The following is a 21,580-nucleotide window of genomic DNA, read 5'->3' as shown; positions in this document are numbered from 1 at the left end:
GCGCCACCTCAGGCACAGGCTCCGGCCACGGCTGCGGCACCATCGACAACGCTCAACCACCCCACGACCGGGGACAGGGAAGAAACCGGCCGCACCATCAAGCCTGACAGCACCCTCACACCCACACCACCCCAACAACACAATGGGCAACAGGATCCCTTCCTTTGCCAAACCAACACCCCACGACCAGCGCCCACGGCCTTTCGGCAAGGCAGTATGGGTACCAGTCGTGGGCCCGCGTGTGGGCCAGCCTGGGCGGGTGCGGCGTCGGCGCGCTAGGGTTCGCCTTCGGCCGGCGTGGCGCGGGGCATCTCCTCCGGCTGGGGCACCGGCGCCGGCAACGGCCAGCTCGCCGTCCCGCCGCCGCCGCAGTTCTCCTACCGCCCGGAGACGCAGCCCGCGCCCCCGCCGCCGCCCGCGCCGCCCGGCGACCGCCGCAAGGTGGTCATCGGCGCCACGGCCGCCGTGGTGCTGGTCGCGGCCGCGATCGGCGGCGGGGTGATGCTGCTGGGCGGCAAGAGCACGAAGCAGTCCTCGACGACCGGCGGGCCCACCATCCCGATGAGCCAGGACTCGCGGACCACCGCGCAGGACAAGAGCGTCGCCGCCGCCTGGTCGGCCCCGGCCGCCGGCGACGCCGCGACCGTCGTGGGCAGCTGGCTGGTGGACAACAAGTCGATCGTGCGCGGCGACACCGGCGCCCTGAAGGGCTACGACGCCGAGACCGGCAAGTCCCTGTGGAGCTTCCCGGCTCCGGGACAGGGCTCGACGATCTGCGCGATGAGCCAGCTGGCGATCCGCAAGATCGGGCTGGTGCAGTCCGGCCCGGCCGGCAGCTGCGACACCGTCACCGCCGTCAGCACCGACACCGGCAAGCAGGTCTGGACCGCCGCGGTCTCGGCCGCCCCGGGCGCCGCCCCCGGCACGGCACCGCTGATGTCCTTCGGCGGCGACGTGGCGGCCGGCCAGGCCGGCACCTCGGTGACGGTGTGGAACGCAGCCGACGGCGCGCCGACGGCGTCCGGGATCGCCGGCACGCTCGGGACGGATTGGAGCGGGCCCGCCGCGGCGGCCTACGTGGCCGGGGACCGGCTGATCGTGCTGCCGGCGGCGCCTGAGAAGGGCGCGGATGTGCTGGCTTTCGCTTTGCAGTAAGGGAATTCGGCTCAGAAGGCGGCGTCGTCCCCGGTGGGGCGGCGCCGCCTTCGGCTTACCGCACCTGTTCGGGAATCGACCGCGGCAGGCCGAACCACGGCAGCACTCCACTCTCGAAACGCGTCAGGGCGCTGATCCCGTCGGTGCCGGCTTCGATCACGAACAGCCCCACGCCGTGGCTGACGTCGCCGCTCCCCCGCAGGTAGGCGCCGAAGGCGGGCTGCCCGTTGGCGCGCGTGGGCACCAGGCGGTGGCGGCGTCCGGAATCCAGGATGCTGCTCAGGAAGGCCTTCGTGGCCGCGCTTCCCTGGTATTCGAAGGGCATCGGGGGCATCGATGTGATGACGTCGTCGGTGAGGAGAGCGATCACGGCTTCGATGTCGGCGGCCTCATAAGCGGTGGCGAACTTGGCGGCCAGGGCGTTCGCCTGCGTGGACGCGCGGGTCGTGGCGGGGCGGCGGCGCTCCAGGCCGGCGCGGGCCCGTTTCAGGGCGCTGCTCACCGACTCCGCGGTGGTGTCCAGCATCTCGGCGACCTCGGCGGCGTGGTAGCCGAGGACGTCGCGCAGGAGCAGGACCGCCACCTGGCGGGGCGGCAGCACCTGGAGGGCGGTGACGAAGGCCAGTGACACGGCCTCGCTCTGCTCGTACCTCGCTTCGGGTCCGGGCGGGGATGCGTCCAGAACTCCTTCCAGCAGGGCATCGGGGAACGGTTCCAGCCAGAACACCTCGCCCATCCTCGTCGGCGCCGGCGGCTCCACGCCGGGGACGTTCCACTCCTTCGCGCTGCGGCGGCTGGCTGAGCGGCGGGCGTTCAGGCAGCGGTTGGTGGCGATGCGGTAGAGCCAGGTGCGGACCGACGAGCGCCCTTCGAAGCCGGGGAGTGCCTGCCAGGCGCTGAGGAGCGTGTCCTGGAGTGCGTCCTCGGCGTCCTGGAACGAGCCCAGCATCCGGTAGCAGTGGACCTGGAGTTCGCGCCGGTAGGGGGCGACCAGTTCGTCGAACGCCGCGCCGTCGCCGGACTTGGCCTGCTGCATCAACGGTGTCGGTTCGGTGGTCATCGCGCTCATCTCGTCGCCTCCATGGTCACGCAAACAGGTGTATATCGCACTCGGCACGTCTCTCCCCAGGCAGACACCTGCCGGATCGCGGATTGGGCGCTCCGCCGGCGCCCAATCCGCGCCGAGCCGCGGTGTCTGCATCGGCGACAGCCACAACGGCACCGAGGGAAGGACCCGCCATGGGAAAGATCATCGTCAGCACCAACGCCTCGCTCGACGGCGTCGTGCAGGACCCGGAGGGCAAGGAGGGCTTCGCGCTCGGCGGCTGGTTCGAGCTGGCCATCCGCGACGACCGGGCCGCCTGGGCCGCGGAGTTCGAGAAGGAGGCCACGGCCGCCGAGGCGTTGCTGCTGGGGCGCACGAGCGACGAGTGGTTCGCCTCGCGCTGGCTCGGCCGCACCGGGACGTGGGCGGACAAGCTGAACACGATGCCCAAGTACGTCGTTTCCGGGACCCTGGAGCACACCGCGTGGTCCAACGGCACGGTCGTCACCGGCGACCTGCCCGCCGAGGTCGCCAGGCTCAAGCGCGAGATCGACGGCGAGATCCTGGTGTACGCCAGCTTCCAGCTCGTCCACGCGCTCATCGAGCACGACCTCGTCGACGAGGTCCGCATCATGGTGATGCCGGTCGCGGTGGGAGACGGCGTGCGCCTGTTCGGCCCGAGCGGCACGATCAAGCCGCTGCGGCTCATCGGCACTCGAACCGTCGGCGAGGGCATCCTCTTCGTCGCTTACGAGGTGGTGCGCGAGGCATAGCGAAACAGGGAACGAATAAGGCGCCCGAGATCAAGTCGGCTGCGGAGACCCGGCCGAAGCCGGTCCCAATGCTCTGCCCATTGAGCTACCGCCGCCCGCGAGGGAGACGAGCCGGACTCGAACCGGCAACCCTTGGATCCAGAAGTAACCGCTGCCTGCGCACCGGGCGCCGTGGTCAACAGTAGCCGGACGTCGGCTGTGGCGGCGAACTGATTTCGCCGCCACAGTCCGACGGTGCGCGAATACCGACTGGACACGAATTCGAGCTTTGATTCCCTTGATCCTGGGAAGGGGTTTTGGAACCCCTTACGCCATATTCGGGAGGATCAGCCATGCCGAAGATGCGCACCATCACCGCCGCGATCGCGGCGCTGGCCTGCACGGCCCTCACCCTGGCGGGGTGCGGCTCGGGGGGCTCCGGCGGTGGGAAGCCGACCAGCGGCCCGATCAAGATCTGGTACTCCAACAACGCCCAGGAAGTCGCCTGGGGCAAGGCGACCGTTTCCCTCTGGAACAAGACGCATCCGGACCAGCAGGTCAGCGGGGAGGAGATCCCCGCCGGCAGCAGTTCTGAGGAGGTCATCACCGCCGCCATCGCCGCCGGGAACGCGCCGTGTCTGGTGTTCAACGGTTCGCCGTCGGCGATCTCGGGCTGGGTGAAGCAGGGCGGGCTGGTGCCGCTGAACGACTTCCCCGACGGGGTGTCCTACATCGAGGGCCGCAGCGGGGCGACCGCGGCCGCCGAGTACAAGAGCTCTGATGGCAAGTACTACCAGCTGCCGTGGAAGAGCAATCCGGTCATGATCTTCTACAACAAGGACATGTTCAAGGCGGCCGGGCTGGACCCGGACCATCCGGCGTTGTCGACGTACGCCGACTTCCAGGCCGCCGCGCAGAAGCTGGTGGGTTCGGGCGCCGCGCAGTACGCCATCGCGCCGGCGCCGACCAATGAGTTCTTCCAGAACTGGTTCGACTACTACCCCCTCTACATCGCCGAGAGCGGCGGCCAGCCGCTGGTGACCGGCGGCAAGGCCACCTTCGACGACGCCGCCGGGCAGGCCGTCGCCGACTTCTGGGCCGGGGTCTACGCCAAGAGCCAGGCGCCGAAGGAGAAGTACAACGGCGACGCGTTCGCGGACAAGAAGTCCGCGATGGCGATCGTCGGGCCGTGGGCCATCGCGAGCTACGCCGGAAAGGTGAACTGGGGCGTGGTGCCGGTGCCGACGTCCTCCGGCATGCCGGCCGACCAGATCCACACCTTCGCCGACTCCAAGACCGTGTCGGTGTTCACCGCCTGCAAGAACCGGCAGACCGCCTGGGACTTCCTGAAGTTCGCCACCGACCAGGACAACGACGGCACGCTGCTGAGCATGACCGGCCAGATGCCGCTGCGCACGAACCTGCCGAGCGTCTACGCCTCCTACTTCACCGCGCACCCGGAGTACTCGCTGTTCGCCCAGCAGGCGAGCCGCACCGTCGAGGTCCCGAACGTGGCCAACGGCGTGACCATGTGGCAGGACTTCCGCAACAGCTACCTGAAGTCGGTGGTCTTCGGGCAGCAGGCGACCAGCCAGTGGCTGCACGACGCGGCCGGGACCGTCGCGTCCGACATCGCCAAGTAGGCCGGGCCGATGACGCGCGCAAGGCGCGCACGACGAGGAGGACCCCGCTCCAAGACGCTCATCGGCCTGTGGCTGGCCGCGCCCTATGCGATATACCTGGTGATCGTCTACGCGGTCCCGATCATCCAGGGCATCCGAATATCAGTGCTCGACTACGTATACGCCGCGCCCGGGGCCTCGGTGCCGCAGCCGTTCGTGGGCTTGAAGAACTACCGCGAGGCGTGGTCCGATCCGCTGCTGCGCCGCTCGTTCCTGAACATCCTGGAGTTCCTCGTCATCAACGTGCCGCTGACGGTGATCCTGGGGATGACGCTGGCGGCGGTGCTGGCGAGGCTGACGCGGATGAAGGCGTTCTTCCGCTCGGCGTTCTTCGTGCCCTACGTCACCGCCAGCATCGCCGTGATCGGCGTCTGGTACTTCCTGTTCAGCCAGAGCGGCCTGGTCAACCACGTGCTCGGCGGGAACGCCCCGAACCCGTCGTGGCTGGTCAACTCGCACCTGGCGATGATCGTGATCGCGCTGGAGGTGACGTGGAAGCAGCTCGGCTTCTACGTCCTGCTCTACCTGGCCGGAGTATTGCTGATCCCTGATTCGCTCTACGAGGCGGCGAGCATCGACGGCGCCGGCGTGGTGCGGCAGTTCCGGGCGATCACGGTCCCGGCGCTGCGCAACATCACCATCCTGGTGACCACGCTGGCGCTGATCGTCGGCGCCAACCTGTTCACCGAGCCCTATCTGCTCACCGGGGGCGGCGGCCCGAACGGCGCGACCATGTCGCCGGCGCTGCTGATCTACCAGGACGGCGTCGAGCAGGGCAAGCCCGGCGTCGGCGCGGCCATCGGCATCCTGCTGACGCTGTTCGTGCTGCTGGTCGCCGGGCTCGGCGCCGGCGCGCGCCGGCTGGCCCAGGCACGGGAGGGAGGGAGGGCATGAGGAACGGCTCATCGATACGCAGGGTCCTGAAACGCGCCGCCACGTACGGCTTCGTCACTCTCGGGGCGCTGGCCAGCATCTTCCCGTTGTACTACATGGTGGTCGGCTCGCTGCAGCTGCGGGCGGACAGTGCTTTCAGTGGCCTGATTCCCAAGGCGGGGAACATCGGCCTGCAGAACTACCGGGACGTCAACAGGGCGATCTCGCTGCTGCCGTCGCTGGCGAACTCGGCGGTCTTCACCCTCGGCACGGTGGTCCTGACCATCGTGATCGGCCTGCCCGCCGGCTACGCGCTGGCCCGGCTGCGCTTCCCGGGCAAGCCGGCGGTGGCCGGGATGCTGATCCTGGTGCTGGTGCTGCCGTTCCAGGTGATGATGATCCCGCTGTACATCCTCGTGGTGCGCGACTACGGCCTGGCGGACAACTACCTGGGGATGATCCTGCCGTTCGCGGTCAACGCGACCGCGGTGCTGATCTTCCGCCAGTTCTTCGTCTCGCTGCCGGACGAACTGTTCGACGCCGCGCACATCGACGGCGCCGGCGAGGTGCGCACGCTGCTGTTGGTCGCGGCGCCGCTGACGAAGCCGGCCATCCTGACGGCCTCGGTGATCACCTTCATCGGGCCGTGGAACGAGTTCCTGTGGCCGTTCCTGATCACCAAGAAGCACGCGATGCAGCCGTTGGCGGTGTCGCTCGGCGAATACGTGTCCACCAACGCGGCCACCGCGGCCAATCCCTACGGCGTGATCCTGGCCGGGGCGTGCGTGCTCGCGGTGCCGGTGATCGCGCTGTTCCTGGTGGCGCAACGGCACTTCACGTCGGCGGCGCTGGGAAGCGGGGTGAAGGAGTAGCCTGCCGATTGTGGCGGGCGGGCGGTTGGATGATCCGGAATGGCTGGTACGGGCGGACCCGGCAGAGGTCCTGGCGGCGCTGGAAGGCGCGGCGGACCGTCCGGAGGTGTCGGCGGCCGCCGTATACCGGGCCTCGTCGTCCCTGCATCAGTATCTTGGTGCCGGTGTCCGGCGCCAGGTGCTCGCACTGGACGCCGCCCGGCTGGGCAATGCCGGCTTCGGCGCGCGGATCGCCGGCGTGGACGTGGCCGGCGAGCCGCCGTCGCGGTGGACCGTGGACTGGGCGACGGGCGCTCTGTTCGATCCCCGGATCCGGCTCGTCATCGCCGACCCCGCCAGCCCGCTCGCCTGCGTAGCCACGGCCGTGGTCGACGGACGTCCGGTCGCCGTCACCGGCAGTGCGACCGGGACGGTGCGGATGTGGGACCTGGCCACCGGCCTGCCTGTCGGCGACCCGATGACCGGCCACACGGACGACGTGTGGGCGGTGACGACAGCCGTGCTGGACGGCCGTCCGGTCGCCGTCTCCGGGGCCGCCGACGGCAGTGTGCGGCGATGGGATCTGGCCGCCGAGCGGAGCACCGGAATCCTCATCGCGGGCGTGGATGGCAAGGGCGTCGTGGCGGTGGCGACGGGGACCGTGGAAGGACGTCCGATCGCGGTCGCCGGCAACGGCAAGGTGATCCGCGCCTTCGACCTGGCCACCGGGGAACCGATGTGGCATGTCGTCTGCGCGGGCTCCTTCCCGGCTCAGCATGCGCTCGCGACCGCTGTCGTGGACGGCCGCCCGGTCGTTCTCACCGACGGCGCCGACGGCGGGATGGAGATGCGGAGCCTGGCCTCCGGCGAACCGATCGTCGAACCCTTGGCCGGACACGGCAAAAACGTCTACGCGATCGCGACCGCGGTGCTGCACGACCGGCTTGTCGCCGTCACCGCGGGCTTCGACGACACGGTGCGGATGTGGGACCTGGCGGCCGGCCGGCCGATCGGTGAGCCGCTGATCGGCCACGCCGACGTGGTGAACGCGGTGGCGACCACGACGGTCGGGGGCCGGCCGGTCGCGGTCACCGGGAGCGACGACCGGACGGCGCTGGTGTGGGACCTGACCACGCGACTGCCGATCGGCGAGCCTTTCGCCGGGCACGCCCACAGCGTCGACGCGGTCGCGACCGCGGTGGTCGAGGGACGGCCGGTCGCGGTCACCGCGAGTGCCGACGAGACGGTGCGGGTGTGGAACCTGGTCGGCGCGCACCACGGCGGCGAACGCATGACCGGCCACACCGATGACGTCACCGTGGTCGCGACGGCGATGGTCGACGGCAGCGCGGTCGCCGTCACCGCCGGCCACGACGGGACGCTGCGGGTCTGGGACCTGGCCACCGGCCAGCAGCTCTACGCACCCCTGACAGGGCACAGGGACAGTGTGCGCGCGCTCGCGACGACCGTGGTGGACGGCCGGCCGATCGCGGTCACCGGCGGCGACGACTCGACGGTGCGCCGGTGGGACCTGGCCGCCGGCCGGGCCCTCGGCGAGCCCATGACCTGCCACTCCCGGACAGTGTGGTCGGTGGCCACGGCCGTGCTCGACGGCCGGCCGATCGCGGTCAGCTGCGGCTCGGACAAGACGGTGCGCGGGTGGGACCTGGCCACCGGCCGGTCTCTGGGAATGCCGCTGACCGGCCACACCAGAGCGGTCCGATCGGTGGCCACCGCCGTGGTGGACGGCCAGCCGATCGCGGTCACCGCCGGCGACGACGCGACGGTGCGCCGGTGGGACCTGGCCGCCGGCCGGTCTCTGGGGGACTCGACGGGGATGCCGCTGACCGGCCACATCAGCACTGTGTGGTCGGTGGCCACCGCGGTGGTGGAGGGCCGGATGGTGGTCGTCACCGGCAGCGGCGACGAGACGGTGCGGATCTGGGACCCGGCGACCGGCCTGCCGGTCGGGGAGCCGTTGACCGGCCACACCGACTGCGTCACGGCCGTGACCACGGCGGTGGTCGACGGCCGGCCGGTCGTCTTCAGCGGCAGCTTCGACGGCACCGTGCGGATGTGGTCAGCGGCCACCGGCACGGAGATGGCGCCCGCGGTGTTCTTCCCGGAGATGGTGGGCGCGGTGGCTGTGGCGCCGGGCGGGCAGCTGCTGGTCGGCTTCGACAGGGAACTGGCTTGCCTGTCGCCGAGGTGAGCGCCGGCGCCGGGGCGTCTCCGGCCGGCCCCGAACCGGCCTTCAGTCCGAGCCGACGGTGTCAGAGCCCTGAAGACGGTGCGCCAGCGCCGTGCGCGACGAAACGTTCAACTTGCGGTAGATCCTCGCCAGGTGGGTCTCCACGGTGCGATGGCTCAGGAACAGCTCGTCGGCGATCGCGCGGCTGCGGCGGCCGGTGGCCACGAGCGCCGCGATCTCCTGTTCGCGGGCCGTCAGCAGCGCGCGGACGTCCGACTGGAGCGGGACCGGCGCCGGGTTCGCCGCGGCGCCGGCCGCCGTCACTGCTGCCGCTGCTGCCCCCGTCGCCGCTGCCGCCGCCACCGCAGTGCCGCCGGCAACGCCCGCACCAGCGGGGACAGGGCCCTGCTTCACATCGTTAACGACCGCGGCTCCGACGTTCATCTCAGCTGCCGGCACCGCGGGCATCGAAAGGCGCGCGGAACCGGCGGCGTGCAGCCGCTCGCGGACGTCCGCGGCCTCCTGCTCGACGCGCAGCGCGCCGTGGACGCGCGCCGCTTCCTCGGCGGAGTCCAGCCAGGCGCCGGCCGCCGCCGGGCCGAGCGCGAGGCTCGCGCTGGCGCTGCCGGCGATCAGGGTCCAGGCATGCTGCATCGGGCGGTTGGCGCGGCGGAAGCCCAAGGCGGCCTGCTCGAACAGCGACGCCGCGGTGGCGTGGTCGCCCTCGGCGGCGTGCAGGGCGGCCTGGGCGCGGACCACGTAGGAGCGCTGCACCGACAGGCCCGAGGCCTCGGCGGCCGCCTCGGCGTCGCGCGCGGCCTGGCGGGCCAGCTCCGGGCGGCCGCAGCGCAGGGCGGCCGAGGACAGCATCGACAGCAGCATCGGGCGGTAGGCGGGCTGCAGCTTGCGCAGGTCGGGGCCGCCGCCGCCCTCCAGCAGCGCGTCCACGCAGCCGGCGGCGTCGCCGGTGACCATGCGGACCAGGGCCAGCTGCATCACCGCCGAGCCGGACCACCAGCCGTTGCCGGGGCGGGCGATGCGGACCGCGTGCTCGGCGGCGGCCACCACGGCCGCGGACTCCTCGCGCGGGCGGGTCCAGATCATGGCGCCCACGCGCAGCGCCTCGCTCATGCTGACGCCGTCCCCGGCGCCGGTCGCGCGGGCCACCTGGCCGGCCTCCTCGGCGCGCTGCTCGGAGCGCGCCAGGTTGCCGGTCTGCTGGTCGATGAAGGCCAGGCCGAGCAGGACGTTGAGTTTCATCTGCTGCGGGCCGCCCTTGCGCGCGATGGCCAGGCAGCGGCGCAGGTGGCGGGCGGCGGCGGTGTAGCCCTCCATGAACATCTCGCCGCAGCCGAGCATGGCGAGCAGCTCGGGGTTGCGCGCGGCGGTGGCGTCGGGCAGGCCGTCGACCAGGCGGGCGCTCTCGACCAGGGCGGGGATCGCGTCGGCGGTCTGGCCGAGGAAGGCGTCGCCGAAGGCGGCCAGGACGCGGACCGCCGCGGCGGCGCGGGCCTCGGGGGCCGAGGGGATGTCGATCAGATAGGTGTCGACGTCGGGGGATGCGCCGAGCTGTCCGGAGGCCGCGGGAACGCTCGCGGCGGTTCGCCGAGCGTCCATGCGCGCTGCGACGCCCTCCCCGGTGGCAACGGCCGCCGACTCCGAGACCGCCTTCACCGCCGCGGCGACCTCCTGCACGACCGGGCGTGCCAGCGCGTAGGTCCCGCGGTACAGGTGCAACGCGCCGTATTCGAAGGCGAGCTCGGCGGCGTCGGCGGACAACGGCCGGGGCAGCGCCTCGATCGCGGCACTGGCCACGGCCGCCGCCTCGTCGTAGCGGCCGAGCTGGCGCTCGGCGGCGATCCGCATCGCGTAGGCGCGCTGGCGCAGCGGGCCGGTGAGCCAGGTGTCGTCGCGCAGGACGTCGTGGGCCAGCGCGCGCGCCTCCTCGAAGCGGCCGGCGGCGGACAGCGCGCGGCAGCACTCGAGCATCAGCGCGTCGCGCTCGGCGCTGGGCCGCTCCCCCACCGGGGTCTGCAAGGCCAGGCGCAGCCAGCGCACCGCGGTCTCCGGCGCGTCGGGCAGGATCTCGCCGGCACCGCGGGCCAACAGCGGGGCGGCGGCCGCGGCGTCGGTGCCGACCAGGTGCTCGGCATGCCGGGCCAGGTCTACCGCGCCGGCACCGCGGGCCTTGAGGAGGTCCAGCGCGCGCTGGTGGGCGGCCAGCAGGGTGGGCAGCGAGGCGCGCTCGTGGGCGACGTGGCCCAGCAGCGGGTGCCGGAAGGCGAAGCGGGCGCCGGGGGCGACGTGCCGGACCACGTCGGCGCGCACCAGGTCGTCCAGGGCATTGAGGATGCCAGCCAGGTCTATGCCGGGGGGAGTGGAAGCATCGGGGGGATTGGGAGTACAGATGGCTGCGACGTCTTCAGGGCGGAACGGGCCGCCCAGAACCGCGGCCGCCCCGACCACCGAGATCTCGGCCGGGGACAGCGCGTCGAGCTCGGCGGCCATCGAGGCGCCCTCGCGCAGCAGCGCGCCGGTGTCCTCCCCGGGGCTGTCCGGCCACAGCTCCGGACGCCAGCCGGCGGCCGTGAGCACCCGCAGATAGCGCGGGTTGCCGTCGGCGGCGGCGCGGATCTGCTCCAGGTAGGCCGGATCCAGGCCGGTGCTGCCGGACCACGCCGACACCAGCTGGTTCACGGCGGCCAGGTCCAGGGCGTCGAGCTCGACCCGGACCACGGTGCCGGTGCGGGAGCCGTCGTCGAGGGCTTCCAGCAGCACCGAGCCGGTGCGGCGCGGGCAGTGGCCGATGGCCATCAGCAGCGGGCCGGGCACCGGGGTGCGGATCAGCCGGGCCAGCAGCCGGGTGGAGGCCTCGTCGGCGAGGTGGACGTCGTCGAAGACCACGGCGCCGCCGACGCCGACGGGATCGGCGGCCCATGCGGACAGGCCGGCGCGGATGCGGCGGAAGGCCTCGTCGTCGTCGTGGTCGGCGTCCTCGGGGGCCGGCACGTCGGCCCAGGCGTCGCGGAACAGCTGGCGGGGAATAGTGTTCCCGCGCAGCGCGGTGGACCGGGCGACCCGGGCGCCGTGGCCGGAGGCCAGCTGCGCGAGCCGGCCCAGCAGCCGGGTCTTGCCCATCCCCGGATCCCCGGCGATCTCCAGCACCGCGCCCCGGCCCGACGCCAGCGCCGCGACCGCCTCGGCCATGCGCTCGGCTTGGGCTTCCCGCCCGACCAAAGCCTGCCAGGCCTGTGGCGAACCGATGGCAAGCACACTTACCTCCCCCAAGGTGGTCGACCCCTGACGCTCCGAGGGAACAACAGAGCAGTTTTTTGCTTCCTACAGGTATGGGGTTGACTGTACCCAGCCCCGGTGACCGAGACCTTTCATTCTGTTTATTTATGGCCGACGACGCCAGTGGTTGCCCGTTGCGGCTCGTGCGCGCCCCCGCAGGTCGGCCCCGTAGGTAGTGCCGCCGGGCGGGCGTAGGTAGCGCCTCGGATGTAAGAGGTAGTAGCGGGTTACGTAGTTTTACCGACGACGCGTCGGACTCAGGGTGATGACACTAGGTGCTGCGCCGGCGTCGGCGTGGTCCTCACAGCGGGCCGACGCCGGCGACGACCCCCACCACCTGCGCTCTGGTCCACACAGCCAGAGCGCGGGGCCGCCCCCGAGCACCATGAGAGGCGAACCATGGAAGCCACCCGTGTCCGCCCCGAGCAGGAGTCGTCCCGTATTCCCGTCAGCGTCGTGGAGGATCACCCCCTGTACCGCGACGCGCTCACCCGGCTCTTCGAGGAGGCCGGCGACATGGACGTGGACGTGGTCGCCGGAAGCGTGGGCAAGTTCGTCGCCTGCCGCCCGCGCCGCGACGGCATCGTGGTGCTGGACCTGACGCTGCCCGGCGTCAAGGGCTCGGCGGCGGTGCTGCAGATCAACGGCATGGGCAACCGGGTCCTGGTGGTCTCCGGCGAGGCGGCCAAGTCCGACGTGCTCGGCGCGATCTCGGCCGGCGCCCGCGGGTTCCTGTCCAAGGAGTCCGAGGGCACCGAGATCCTGCGCGCGGTGCGCGAGATAGCCGCCGGCAACAGCTACGTCTCCCCGACGCTGGCCTCGATCGTGCTGACCACCGAGCAGAACCGGCAGGCCGGCCCGCGCCTGGAGCTGTCCGGGCAGGAGAAGCAGGTGCTGCGGCTGGTCGCGGCCGGCGAGCGGGACCGGGACATCGCGATGGCGATGGGGATCAGCGTGCGGACCGTGCGCTCGTACCTGGACCGGATCCGGGACAAGATCGGCGCGCGCCGCCGGGCCGACATGACGCGGGCGGCGATCGAGCTCGGCGTGCTCGCCGAGTCGGCGGCGTGCTGAGGGTCGCGCAGGCGGCGGGGAGGTTTGCGGGACGTTCTGGACGTTCAGAACGCTCTGGACGTGCGGGAGTCAGTGCTTCGTGGGCTGCGCGGGCTGCGGAACGTGAGGACTACGCGGATCGCCCCGCGGCGCGCACGCGGATCTGGGATCTGGCCGCGCGCGGCTGGGCGAACGCCGACGGAGTCGAGTACGTAGTCGCGCTCCCCCTGGCATTCCAGATCGTGGTCCTGCCCGCCGCCGCGCTGGTGTACGTGGGCAGCGCCGGGGCTTCGGGAAGCGGGCCGGTGCTGGCGCTGTGCGCGCTCCTGGTCGCCGCGACGGCCGCGCTCGGGTTCGGTATGACGCGGGCCGTGACGACGCGGACGCTGCTTGTGGCGGACACCGTCTTGGCGGTCGCGGGGAATCTGGCGATGAGCACGGTGTCGGCGCCCTCGGCACGCGCGGTCGAGGTGTCGTGGCAGTACTTCGCGGGATGCGTCGCGTTGTGGACGCTGGTGCGGGGTGTGGTGGCCGGTCTGGGCGCGGCCGTACTCGGGGTCGCGGTGCGGCTGGCGATGATCGTCGGCGCCGGTGCGGTACGGACGCACGGCCTGGTCGCGGTGACCGCGGTGTTCCTTGGTGACGTCACGGCTCTACTTCTGGGGGTACTCATTTCCGCCGGGGTGTTGGTGGTGCTGCATCGGGACGCGGAGCGGCTGCGAAGCGGGGTGCGGCGGTCGCTGCACGACACGGTGTTGCAGACCCTTGAGGCCATCGCGCTGACCCTGCCGGGCGACGCGGACAACGCGGCACGGCGGCTGCGGGAGGTGCGCGCGATCGCGCACGCCGAGGCGGTCGCGCTGCGGCGGGAGCTGTCGCGGCGCTCGGAGGCGCGCGCGACGCCGGGCGTGGACCAGGGAGACGAGGGACTGGTCGAGGGACTGGTCGGGCTCGGGGCCGAGCTGGCGCGCGACGGGCTGCGGATGCGCCTGGACGCGGCCGAGGGCGTGGACGGCGACGACGGGCTGACCCCGCAGCGCCGGGCCGCGGTCCTGGCGGCGGCGCGGGAGGCGCTGCGCAACGTGCTGAAGCACTCGGGGGTCAGCGAGGCGCTGGTGCGGGTCTGGGACGAGCCGGACGGGCTGACGCTGGTGGTGCGCGACTTCGGCGCGGGCTTCGACCCGGCGGCGCACCAGCCGGGCTTCGGGCTGAGCGAGTCGATCGCCGCCCGGATGGCCGAGGTCGGCGGGCACGCGGGAGTGGGCTCGCGGGTGGGGAGCGGGACGTCGGTGACCCTGTGGGTGCCGGTCGCGGCCGACGAGCCCTGCTGAGGTCCCGGTAAGGTTCGATCATGGTCACCTTCGGGGCGGACGTCGTCGAGCGGGAGCTGTCGGAGCCTTGGGAAGGCGTGCTCTGCGAACCCGAGGACGGGAGCCAGACCGGGGTCGTGGTGGTGTCCGGCTCCAGCGGCCGGGTGCTGCGCGACCGAGCCCGCATCCTCGCCGAGCAGGGACTGGCGGCGCTGGCGATCAGGTGGTTCGGCGGCCCGGGACAGCGCGCAGGGATCTGGGAGCTGCCGCTGGAGACGTTCACAGACGCGGTCGACTTCCTGTCCGTGCGGGGCGCCCGCCGGATCGGCATCTTCGGGACGTCCAAGGGCGCCGAGGCCGCGATGCTGACGGCGATCCGGGACCCGCGGGTCGACGTGGTGGTCGCGGTCTCGCCGACCGCGCAGGTGTGGGGCAACGTCGGGCCCGGCCCGGACGGCGAGCTGACGCCGTACCACTCGTCGTGGACGTGGGGCGGCGAGCCGCTGCCCTTCGTGCCCTACGACGACGGCTGGTGGGACACGGCCCCGCCGAGGCCCCGGCCGATCCGCGGCCTGTACGAGCTCAGCGAGAAGACCTTCGCCGACCGCGTCGCGCCGGCCGCGATCCCGGTCGAGCAGACGCGCGCCGAGCTGCTGCTGGTGGCCGGCGGCGAGGACCGGATGTGGCCGTCGATGACGTACGCGCTGCGGCTCGCCGAACGGCGCCGGGCAGCCGGGCGCACGGTGCGGCTGATCAGCCACGGCGATGCCGGGCACCGGATCCTGTTCCCGGGCGAGCCGGGCCATGGGGCTTCGGAGGCGTTCGACTACGGCGGGAGCCAGGAGGCCGACCGGCGGCTCGGCGCGCAGGCGTGGCCTTCGGTGGTCGGGGCGCTGCGGGGGGATTGATCAGCGGGGATTGATCAGTCGGGACTGATCAGTTCCCCACCACCACCGCCTTCTGCGCGTCCGCCTCGTCCAGCCCCGGCCCGGTCGGCAGCATCGCCAGCGCGGTCGTCGGCAGCGTCGCGGGCGTGTTGTTCGGGTAGCCGAGCGCGGCGCGGGCCTGGCCGTCGGTGAGCGGGTACTTCGTGCCGGCGTCGGTGATGAGGTAGACCGGGGCGTTCTGCTGGGTGCCGTCGGGCTGAGTGGTGGCGTCGGTGTGGATCGTCGCCAGGGCGGCGGTGCCCGGGGGCAGATAGATCTCGTCGGCGATGGCGCCGCCCTGGGGCGCGCCGGTGGGCACCGTGCGGGCGCCCTGCGGCAGCGGGAAGGTGCCGCTCAGGGCTATCTGCGCCGGGGTCGTGCCGTCGCCCACGGCACAGACCACCGTGCCGCCGCCGAGGCCGCCGACCGGGGTGGGAACGCCTGCCGGGTAGCCCTTCGTGTCATCGCCGGCGGGGGTGGAGGGAGTGGCGGTGGCGTCGGACACTGAGACGGCGCGCGGTTGCTGCGGTCCGTCGGTGTAGGCGGCGGCGTTGGCGTTGTCGGCCACGATCAGGGCCGCCTCGATCTGCGGGATCTGTTCCAGACCGCCGGCTTGGACCAGGTAGTACAGCGTCTTGTCGGTCACCGTGTTGTTGACCGTCAGGACCTCGCCGACCTTGCGCTTCGTGCCGCCGACGCGGGGGCCGGAGCCGCCGACGTTCGGGACGGTCACCAGGGCCAGGTCGCGGCCGGAGGGCAGGGTGCTGAGCCAGCTCGCCGCGGCCGGGAGGATCGTCGCGGCCTGGTAGCCCAGGGCGGTCATCACGGCGTCGTCGGCGACCTTGTACTTCAGGCCGCCGGTGATCAGGTAGCGCTCGCCCTTCGGGGTCTGGACCAGCAGGGCTCTGCCGTCGGGCAGCGGCACCATGCCGTTCAGGGCCGAGGTGGCGTCGCCGGCGTTCGCCAGCAGGAGCACGCCGACCGGGCCGGTCACCTTCGGGATGTCCGAGGTGGCGCGGGAGCAGGCCACGGGGTCCGGGGCGGGGATGACGTTCGCCGGGTCCGGGAGCATGTCGGGGGCGTTGGCTATGCCGAGCGTCGCCCCGCGCGGGGTGTTGCGCAGCAGGGCCGTGGTGACCGTGACGGTCTTGGTGCCGTTGGCCAGCAGGCGGGCCGAGGCCAGGTTCGTCACCGGGTGCAGCACGCCGGTGTTGTCCAGGACGTAACGGCCGCCGCCGTCGGAGTCCACGATCACCAGGCCGGTGTGCTGCCAGTCCGGGGGCGGGCTCGGGGCCATCATGCCGCTGATGCCGAAGCCGGCGGCCGTCAGCATCGTGGCCACCGTGCCCAGGACCGTGCCCATCACCAGCCGGCGGTGCGGCGAGGTCGGGTGGTTGGGGTCGGAGGTGACCAAGGCGGACACCAGCCGCCGTCGGAGGAACTGGTACGCCTGGATCTGGTCCCGCTCAGTCCACACTTCGCGCGCCCCGGTATTTCTCGTGATCGGAAATCGTCCGGCCCTCGGCGCCGATTTCCGCCTTTTCCGGCGGCGGGGGCGCTGTACGAACCGGAGCCAGTATACGTATGATAAGCGGGCGCCAAAAGCATATGCGGGGGCCGGTTCGCGTCGATTTCCTCCACGGCGCGCCGGCGGCGCGGCGAGCGCATTGTCGCCCGTTCCCGCCGGCTCGAGAAAATTCGAGAAACATGGTGTCCGCGATGAGCAGTCACGCCGCGCCGGCGGCTGAGATGCTGGCTCCCCCTGCCCCTGCCCCGATACCGGTCGAGCGCACGGCGGCCCCCGACGCGGCGGTCACCGTGCCGCGCGGCGCGGCGGCACTGGACTGGATCGCCCCGGTCCGCGGCTGGCAGACGGTGGCCTGGGAAGCCGCCGCGCTGGCCGCCGCCGCCGGATACGGCCACTCCGCCACGACCGAGGGCATCGCCTACGCCGGCGCGGGCGCGCTGGTCGGCATGACCTCGGTGCGCTTCCGCGGCCGGCACCTGGCGCAGTGGGCCGACACGCAGGGCCGCTACCGCTACCGCCGGATGAGCACGCGCCGCAAGGGCGACGGCTCCGGCGGCGTCGCCGAACCCCTCGCCGCCCTGCTGCCGGATCTGGGCCTGGGCGAGTACGTCGACCGGGCCGGCAACCGCGTCGGCCTGGCCGCCACCGACGGCGGCTGGGTCGCGGCCGTCCGGCTGCGCACGACCGCCGAACCGCAGATCGGCGCCCTGATGGCGGTGCTGCGCGAGGCCTATGCGGGCACGACGATCCCGCTGGCCAGCGCGCAGCTCGTGGTCTGGACGGCGGCACCGCCGGAGGCCCTGCCGCAACCGCCGCAGCCGCCGCAGCAGCAGGGCCCGCATCAGGGTCGGCACAGTCAGCAGGGCCAACCGCAGGGCCAGCAGGGCCAGCAGCCGCAGTTGTATCTGGCCTCGCAGGACCTGTCGGAGACCGTGAGCCTGCAGACGATGCCCTCCCCGGACCTGTCCGAGACCCAGAGCCTGCGCGCCATGCCCTCCCCCGACCTGTCCGAGACGGTGACTCTGCAAGCGGTGACCGACTTCCCGCGACCGAACCAGCCGGCGCCCGCACCGATACAGAACTCCCAGCCCCAGCACCTCGCCCCCATGCGCGTGACCTGGCTCGCCCTGCGCTACCGCCCGCGTCAGGCCCCGTACGCGGCCCTGGCCCGCGGCGGCGGCGAACTGGGCTCGGCGCGGGCCGTGGCCAGCGCGGCCCTGGGCCTGGTGGCCCGCCTGGACGAGGCCGGCTACGGCGCCGACGCGCTGGACCAGGCCGAGCTCGGCCAGGAGCTGATGGTCGCGATGCACGGCGCCGACCCGGCCCCGCCGGCCCTGCAGGAGACCTGGCGCGACTGGTCGGCGGGCAGCCTGCGGCAGATCTGCTACGAGCCGCACCGCGCGCTGGACCCGGCCGCGCTGCTCAGCCGCTGGACCCCGGGCGCGGCGTTCACCTGCGCCTCGTACACGCTGAGCCGGACCGCGCGGGGCCGGATCCGCGGGGAGGCCGCGCTGCGCATCGCCGGGGTCGACGCCGAGAGCCTGCGGCCGCCGTTCCCCGCGGTCCGCGCCAACGGCCGCCAGCAGGAGTTCGTGCTGCGGACCATGCCGCTGGCCTTCCACCACTGAGGCGGATACCAAGCCCAAGCATCGGGCCCTGACCAGGACTTCGCTGTCCTGGTCAGGGCCCGAATCGGTGGCCGGACCGCCCGAATGGCCCGGCCGCCGTCCCCGTCAATCAGTGCTTATGTGCATTCAGTGCTTGATGTGCCCCAGGTGCTGGTACACCCCGAGCGCGACCCCGGCGATCGGCAGCAGCGCCACCACGCTGAGGAACTCCGCGACGTCCATGAACCGGGTCCAGTACGGCGAGTGCCGCCCCTGTCCCGCGTGCCGGGCGTAGACGAAGCACCCCAGGCCCGCCAGCGCCAGCACCGAGACCCCGGCCAGCAGCAGCGACTGTTCGTGCCGCACCACCAGGGACCCGGCAAGCCAGGCCAGCGAGACCAGGCCGCTGCCGACCAGCAGGACGCGCTGCACCGTGTCGGTGTAGGCCCGGGAGCGCAGCATCCACACCACGCTCAGCAGGCTGACGAACACCACCGGCCAGGTCCCCGGGGCCTTCAGCGCCGCGACGGCGCCGGCGACCGCCGACAGGCCGAGCGCGGCCAGCAGGCCGGTGAGCATCCGCTGCGCGGTCGTGGTCTGGTCGAGCACGTCGGGGCCCAGGGTCGGCTCCTCGTTCTCCCGGAACGCCGTGATGTCCGAGGGCACCCGCGGCAGCGGCAGCCGCCCCAGGCGCATCGACAGGATCGGCGCGCCGGCGGCCAGCGCGGTGGCGAACACCGCCAGCACCACGCCGGCGTGCGCGGCGGTGACGTCGGCCATCCCGACCACCGCGGCCGTGCCGCCGCCCAGGACGGCGGCGCCGGCCAGGGCGCCGAACCACGCCGAGTAGTGCTTGACGGTCACGATCGCCGCGATGCCGTAGGCGGCCAGCACGGCCAGGCCCAGGCCCGCCGAGCCGCCGTGCAGCGGCAGCAGCTTGTGCGGCGGCGCGGCCGACAGGCCGGCCATCACCGCGGCCGGCAGACCGGCGGCCACGCACGCGATCGCGGCCCGCCGGTCGTGCGCCACCCGGGCCAGCACGCCCCCGGCGGCCAGCAGCGCGACCAGCGCGCCGCCGACCGCGGCGGGCGCGGCGACCTTGCCGGACAGCAGCGCGAACAGCAGCATCGTGGAGCCGGCCAGCGCCACGGCGCCGCCGGCCACGCCGACCCGGTGCGCGGTGCTGGGCCGCCAGGCGCCGTCGGAGCGTTCCGAGGCGCTGGCGATCGCGTCCACGACGTCGTCGAACAGCAGCGGCGCGCCCTGGCGCTCGCGCGGGACCAGGTAGAGCACGTCGCCGTCACGAAGCCCGGAGGCTGCGACGCTGAGCTCGGACGGCAGCGGCGCGCCGCCGAGCCGGGTCAGCACCCAGCCGGTGTGGCCGGGGCCGGTGTGCCGCTGCGCGTCGGACAGGCGCACCAGCTCCGGGACCAGCTCGGCGAAGGTGCTCTGGACCGGCAGCGCCACGTCGACCCGGGCCCGGGGGCTCACCACGGTGATCCGGCGGGCCCAGGTCATGCGGTTCGGCGCCTCGGCGGGCGCCGACCCGGAGGCCATGGTCAGCGCGCCGCCGCCGGAAGAGTGACTTCCCGCCACGGTCAGCTCCCGGGCGCGGACTGGGCCGCGTCGATCATCGGCTTGAACTTGGCGCTGCCGGCCTCGGCCACCCGGCGCAGGCCGTCGTTGACGGCCTCCTTGACCAGCTGGCCGAGCTCGTAGGCGTCGTTCTCGCCGTAGGCCCGCTCGTCGATGTCGACGGCGACCACCTGGCCGTTGCCGCGGACCGTGACCCGGACCTCGTCGTCCCGGCTGGCGCCGACGACCTCCATGGCTTCGATCTCCCGCTGAATGCGCTCGATATCCGCCTGCTGGTTGTGGATGCTCTCCATGAGCGCATTCACATTCGTCGAGAAGTCGATGCTTTCCATTGACTATTTACTCCGCCTTAGATCACGGATTCCTAGGAAACTCCGGCCGAGATGTGTTCGTGAACCTGGCTGCCATTCGTCGGGTCGACGAGGGTGACATCCGTCTGCGTTCCGACCGGCATTGTCACGGTGGTCGAGACGCCGTCGTAGGTGGTGGTGACGGTGATGTCGCCGGCCGGGGTGGCCGGGGTGCTCGGCGTCGTCGGCACGGTCGGGGTGACCGGCTGGCTCGGCGTCGGCGTCACCGGATGCGCCACCACCGGGGTGTCGGAGTTGGCCGGCGGGTTGACCGCGGTCCAGCCGCTGTTGTTCTGGGCGCCCACGTTCGTGGCCGGCGGGTACTGGTACTGGCCGTTGGCCGGGATCTGGGTGTTCGGGTACTGCAGGTTCGGGATCTGGGTGTTCGGGATCTGGGTGTTCGGGAACTGGCCCGTCTGCCCGTTCGCCGTCGTCTGGCCCGGGATCGTGGCCCCGTTGCCGACGGTCATCCCCGGCGGGGTGTAGGGGACGCCGCCGCCGGCCGGCATCTGGCCACCGGTCGTCATGCCGTTGGCGCCGTTCGCACCGTTCTGGAACTGCGTGCCGATCCCGCTGTTCATCTTCTGCTGGTACTGGCTCAGCGTCTGGGCCGCGGCCGCGTCCTGCCCGCCGCTGTTGGCCACCTGCTGCCCGGTCGTGCTCGCGATCTGCGGCGGCGCCTTGAGCTGGTTGTTCGTGCCCGTGGTGGACGGGGAGTTGAACGCGCCCGAAGGCGGCACCTGGCTGCCGTGCGAGCCGGAGCCGATCAGCTTCTCGATGTCACTGATGATCTTGATGACCTCGGTGACCTCCTGCATCAGCTGGCCCCCGCCCAGGGCCGAGAGCATCGCCTCGATGCCGTTGATGAACGCCCGCAGCGTGGCGCTGACCGAGGTGGACAGCGAGACCGCGGCCCAGTAGGTCCACCAGTTCGAGGCCAGCGACTGCACCGTCGGGTTCACCGCGTTGACCACGGTGGTGTAGCCGGTCTGCGCGGCCTTGATCAGGGTGCTGGAGGTGGTCAGCAGCTGCGAGGAGACCTGGATGACCTTGACGATCTGCTCGAAGGAGTTCAGGGTGTCCGTGAACTTCTTCACGGCCGTCTCCGACGCCTGACCGCCCCAGGCCTTCTCCAGGTTCTGGGTCGCGGTGCGGGCCTGGTTGATCAGCGAGAGGAACTGCTCGGCCTGCTTGAGCCGCTGGGCGACGAGCTTCTCGATGCTCTCCGGGGAGCCGGTCGCTATCTGGGCCACGAAGGTGCCGGGGCCGCCGCCCATCGCGGTAGCGTCCATAGCGCTCGAGTTCGGTATCGTAAATACCATGTCGCACCGCCTGCCTGGTGTCGGGGGTGGAAGTCGCAAGGGTCG

General features: G+C 72.4%; 16 protein-coding genes. 10 read left to right on the top strand and 6 right to left on the bottom strand.

The window, feature by feature from the left end; genetic code table 11:
* Positions 1-297: 297 nt before the first annotated feature.
* Entirely contained in the window at positions 298-1,155 is an 858-nt protein-coding gene (locus ABIA35_RS18190) for a PQQ-binding-like beta-propeller repeat protein (protein ID WP_370358642.1), read from the top strand.
* A gap of 55 nt (positions 1,156-1,210) precedes the next feature.
* Here ABIA35_RS18190 and ABIA35_RS18185 read toward each other — a convergent pair whose 3' ends face one another.
* The gene (locus ABIA35_RS18185) at positions 1,211-2,215 is read right to left on the bottom strand and encodes a sigma-70 family RNA polymerase sigma factor (RefSeq protein ID WP_370340443.1); all 1,005 of its coding nucleotides are present in this window, start codon (positions 2,213-2,215) and stop codon (positions 1,211-1,213) included.
* 179 nt (positions 2,216-2,394) lie between these two features.
* Between ABIA35_RS18185 and ABIA35_RS18180 the strand changes: the two genes are divergently transcribed.
* The 5 genes from ABIA35_RS18180 (at position 2,395) to ABIA35_RS18160 (ending at position 8,570) form a co-directional block, all read left to right on the top strand.
* Entirely contained in the window at positions 2,395-2,973 is a 579-nt protein-coding gene (locus ABIA35_RS18180; RefSeq protein ID WP_370340221.1) for a dihydrofolate reductase family protein, read from the top strand.
* A gap of 332 nt (positions 2,974-3,305) precedes the next feature.
* Entirely contained in the window at positions 3,306-4,595 is a 1,290-nt protein-coding gene (locus ABIA35_RS18175; protein WP_370340220.1) for an extracellular solute-binding protein, read from the top strand.
* 9 nt (positions 4,596-4,604) lie between these two features.
* On the top strand, positions 4,605-5,528 hold the full coding sequence (locus ABIA35_RS18170) for a carbohydrate ABC transporter permease (RefSeq protein ID WP_370340219.1): 924 nt from the start codon (positions 4,605-4,607) through the stop codon (positions 5,526-5,528).
* Positions 5,525-6,379, top strand: coding sequence for a carbohydrate ABC transporter permease (locus tag ABIA35_RS18165; RefSeq protein ID WP_370340218.1), 855 nt, complete (start codon positions 5,525-5,527; stop codon positions 6,377-6,379). The genes ABIA35_RS18170 and ABIA35_RS18165 overlap by 4 nt, the downstream gene beginning before the upstream one ends.
* A 10-nt stretch (positions 6,380-6,389) precedes the next feature.
* On the top strand, positions 6,390-8,570 hold the full coding sequence (locus ABIA35_RS18160) for a WD40 repeat domain-containing protein (protein WP_370358641.1): 2,181 nt from the start codon (positions 6,390-6,392) through the stop codon (positions 8,568-8,570).
* Between the two features lie 42 nt (positions 8,571-8,612).
* On the opposite strand, the gene ABIA35_RS18155 is transcribed toward ABIA35_RS18160, so the two are convergent.
* Positions 8,613-11,822 (bottom strand): LuxR C-terminal-related transcriptional regulator, encoded by a 3,210-nt coding sequence (locus ABIA35_RS18155; protein WP_370358640.1) that lies wholly within the window; start codon positions 11,820-11,822, stop codon positions 8,613-8,615.
* Between the two features lie 420 nt (positions 11,823-12,242).
* Between ABIA35_RS18155 and ABIA35_RS18150 the strand changes: the two genes are divergently transcribed.
* The 3 genes from ABIA35_RS18150 (at position 12,243) to ABIA35_RS18140 (ending at position 15,114) form a co-directional block, all read left to right on the top strand.
* Complete coding sequence (locus tag ABIA35_RS18150) at positions 12,243-12,917, top strand: response regulator transcription factor (protein ID WP_194920442.1); 675 nt, start codon at positions 12,243-12,245, stop codon at positions 12,915-12,917.
* 221 nt (positions 12,918-13,138) lie between these two features.
* Positions 13,139-14,227 carry a sensor histidine kinase gene (locus ABIA35_RS18145; RefSeq protein WP_370358639.1) on the top strand — a complete coding sequence of 363 codons (1,089 nt, stop codon included), beginning with the start codon at positions 13,139-13,141 and terminating at the stop codon, positions 14,225-14,227.
* Between the two features lie 20 nt (positions 14,228-14,247).
* Positions 14,248-15,114 carry an acyl-CoA thioester hydrolase/BAAT C-terminal domain-containing protein gene (locus ABIA35_RS18140; RefSeq protein ID WP_370358638.1) on the top strand — a complete coding sequence of 289 codons (867 nt, stop codon included), beginning with the start codon at positions 14,248-14,250 and terminating at the stop codon, positions 15,112-15,114.
* 28 nt (positions 15,115-15,142) lie between these two features.
* Here ABIA35_RS18140 and eccB read toward each other — a convergent pair whose 3' ends face one another.
* Positions 15,143-16,609: a type VII secretion protein EccB gene (gene eccB / locus ABIA35_RS18135; RefSeq protein ID WP_370358637.1), complete on the bottom strand. Its 1,467-nt coding sequence runs from the start codon at positions 16,607-16,609 to the stop codon at positions 15,143-15,145.
* 242 nt (positions 16,610-16,851) lie between these two features.
* Between eccB and ABIA35_RS18130 the strand changes: the two genes are divergently transcribed.
* Entirely contained in the window at positions 16,852-18,288 is a 1,437-nt protein-coding gene (locus tag ABIA35_RS18130) for a type VII secretion protein EccE (RefSeq protein ID WP_370340212.1), read from the top strand.
* A gap of 126 nt (positions 18,289-18,414) precedes the next feature.
* Here the strand turns inward: ABIA35_RS18130 and eccD are convergent, their stop codons facing one another.
* From eccD to ABIA35_RS18115, 3 genes are read right to left on the bottom strand one after another with little or no spacing between them, the layout of a single operon-like run.
* On the bottom strand, positions 18,415-19,863 hold the full coding sequence (gene eccD / locus ABIA35_RS18125; RefSeq protein ID WP_370340211.1) for a type VII secretion integral membrane protein EccD: 1,449 nt from the start codon (positions 19,861-19,863) through the stop codon (positions 18,415-18,417).
* A gap of 2 nt (positions 19,864-19,865) precedes the next feature.
* Entirely contained in the window at positions 19,866-20,195 is a 330-nt protein-coding gene (locus tag ABIA35_RS18120; protein ID WP_370340210.1) for a YbaB/EbfC family nucleoid-associated protein, read from the bottom strand.
* A gap of 32 nt (positions 20,196-20,227) precedes the next feature.
* A complete protein-coding gene (locus ABIA35_RS18115) occupies positions 20,228-21,505 on the bottom strand; it encodes a hypothetical protein (protein WP_370340209.1) in 1,278 nt (425 codons plus the stop codon).
* Positions 21,506-21,580: the final 75 nt, after the last annotated feature.

Source organism: Catenulispora sp. MAP12-49 (assembly GCF_041262705.1).
Taxonomy (GTDB): Bacteria; Actinomycetota; Actinomycetes; order Streptomycetales; family Catenulisporaceae; genus Catenulispora.
The sequence above is the reverse complement of the archived record's forward strand: the minus strand, read 5'-3'. Positions and strand labels throughout refer to the sequence as shown.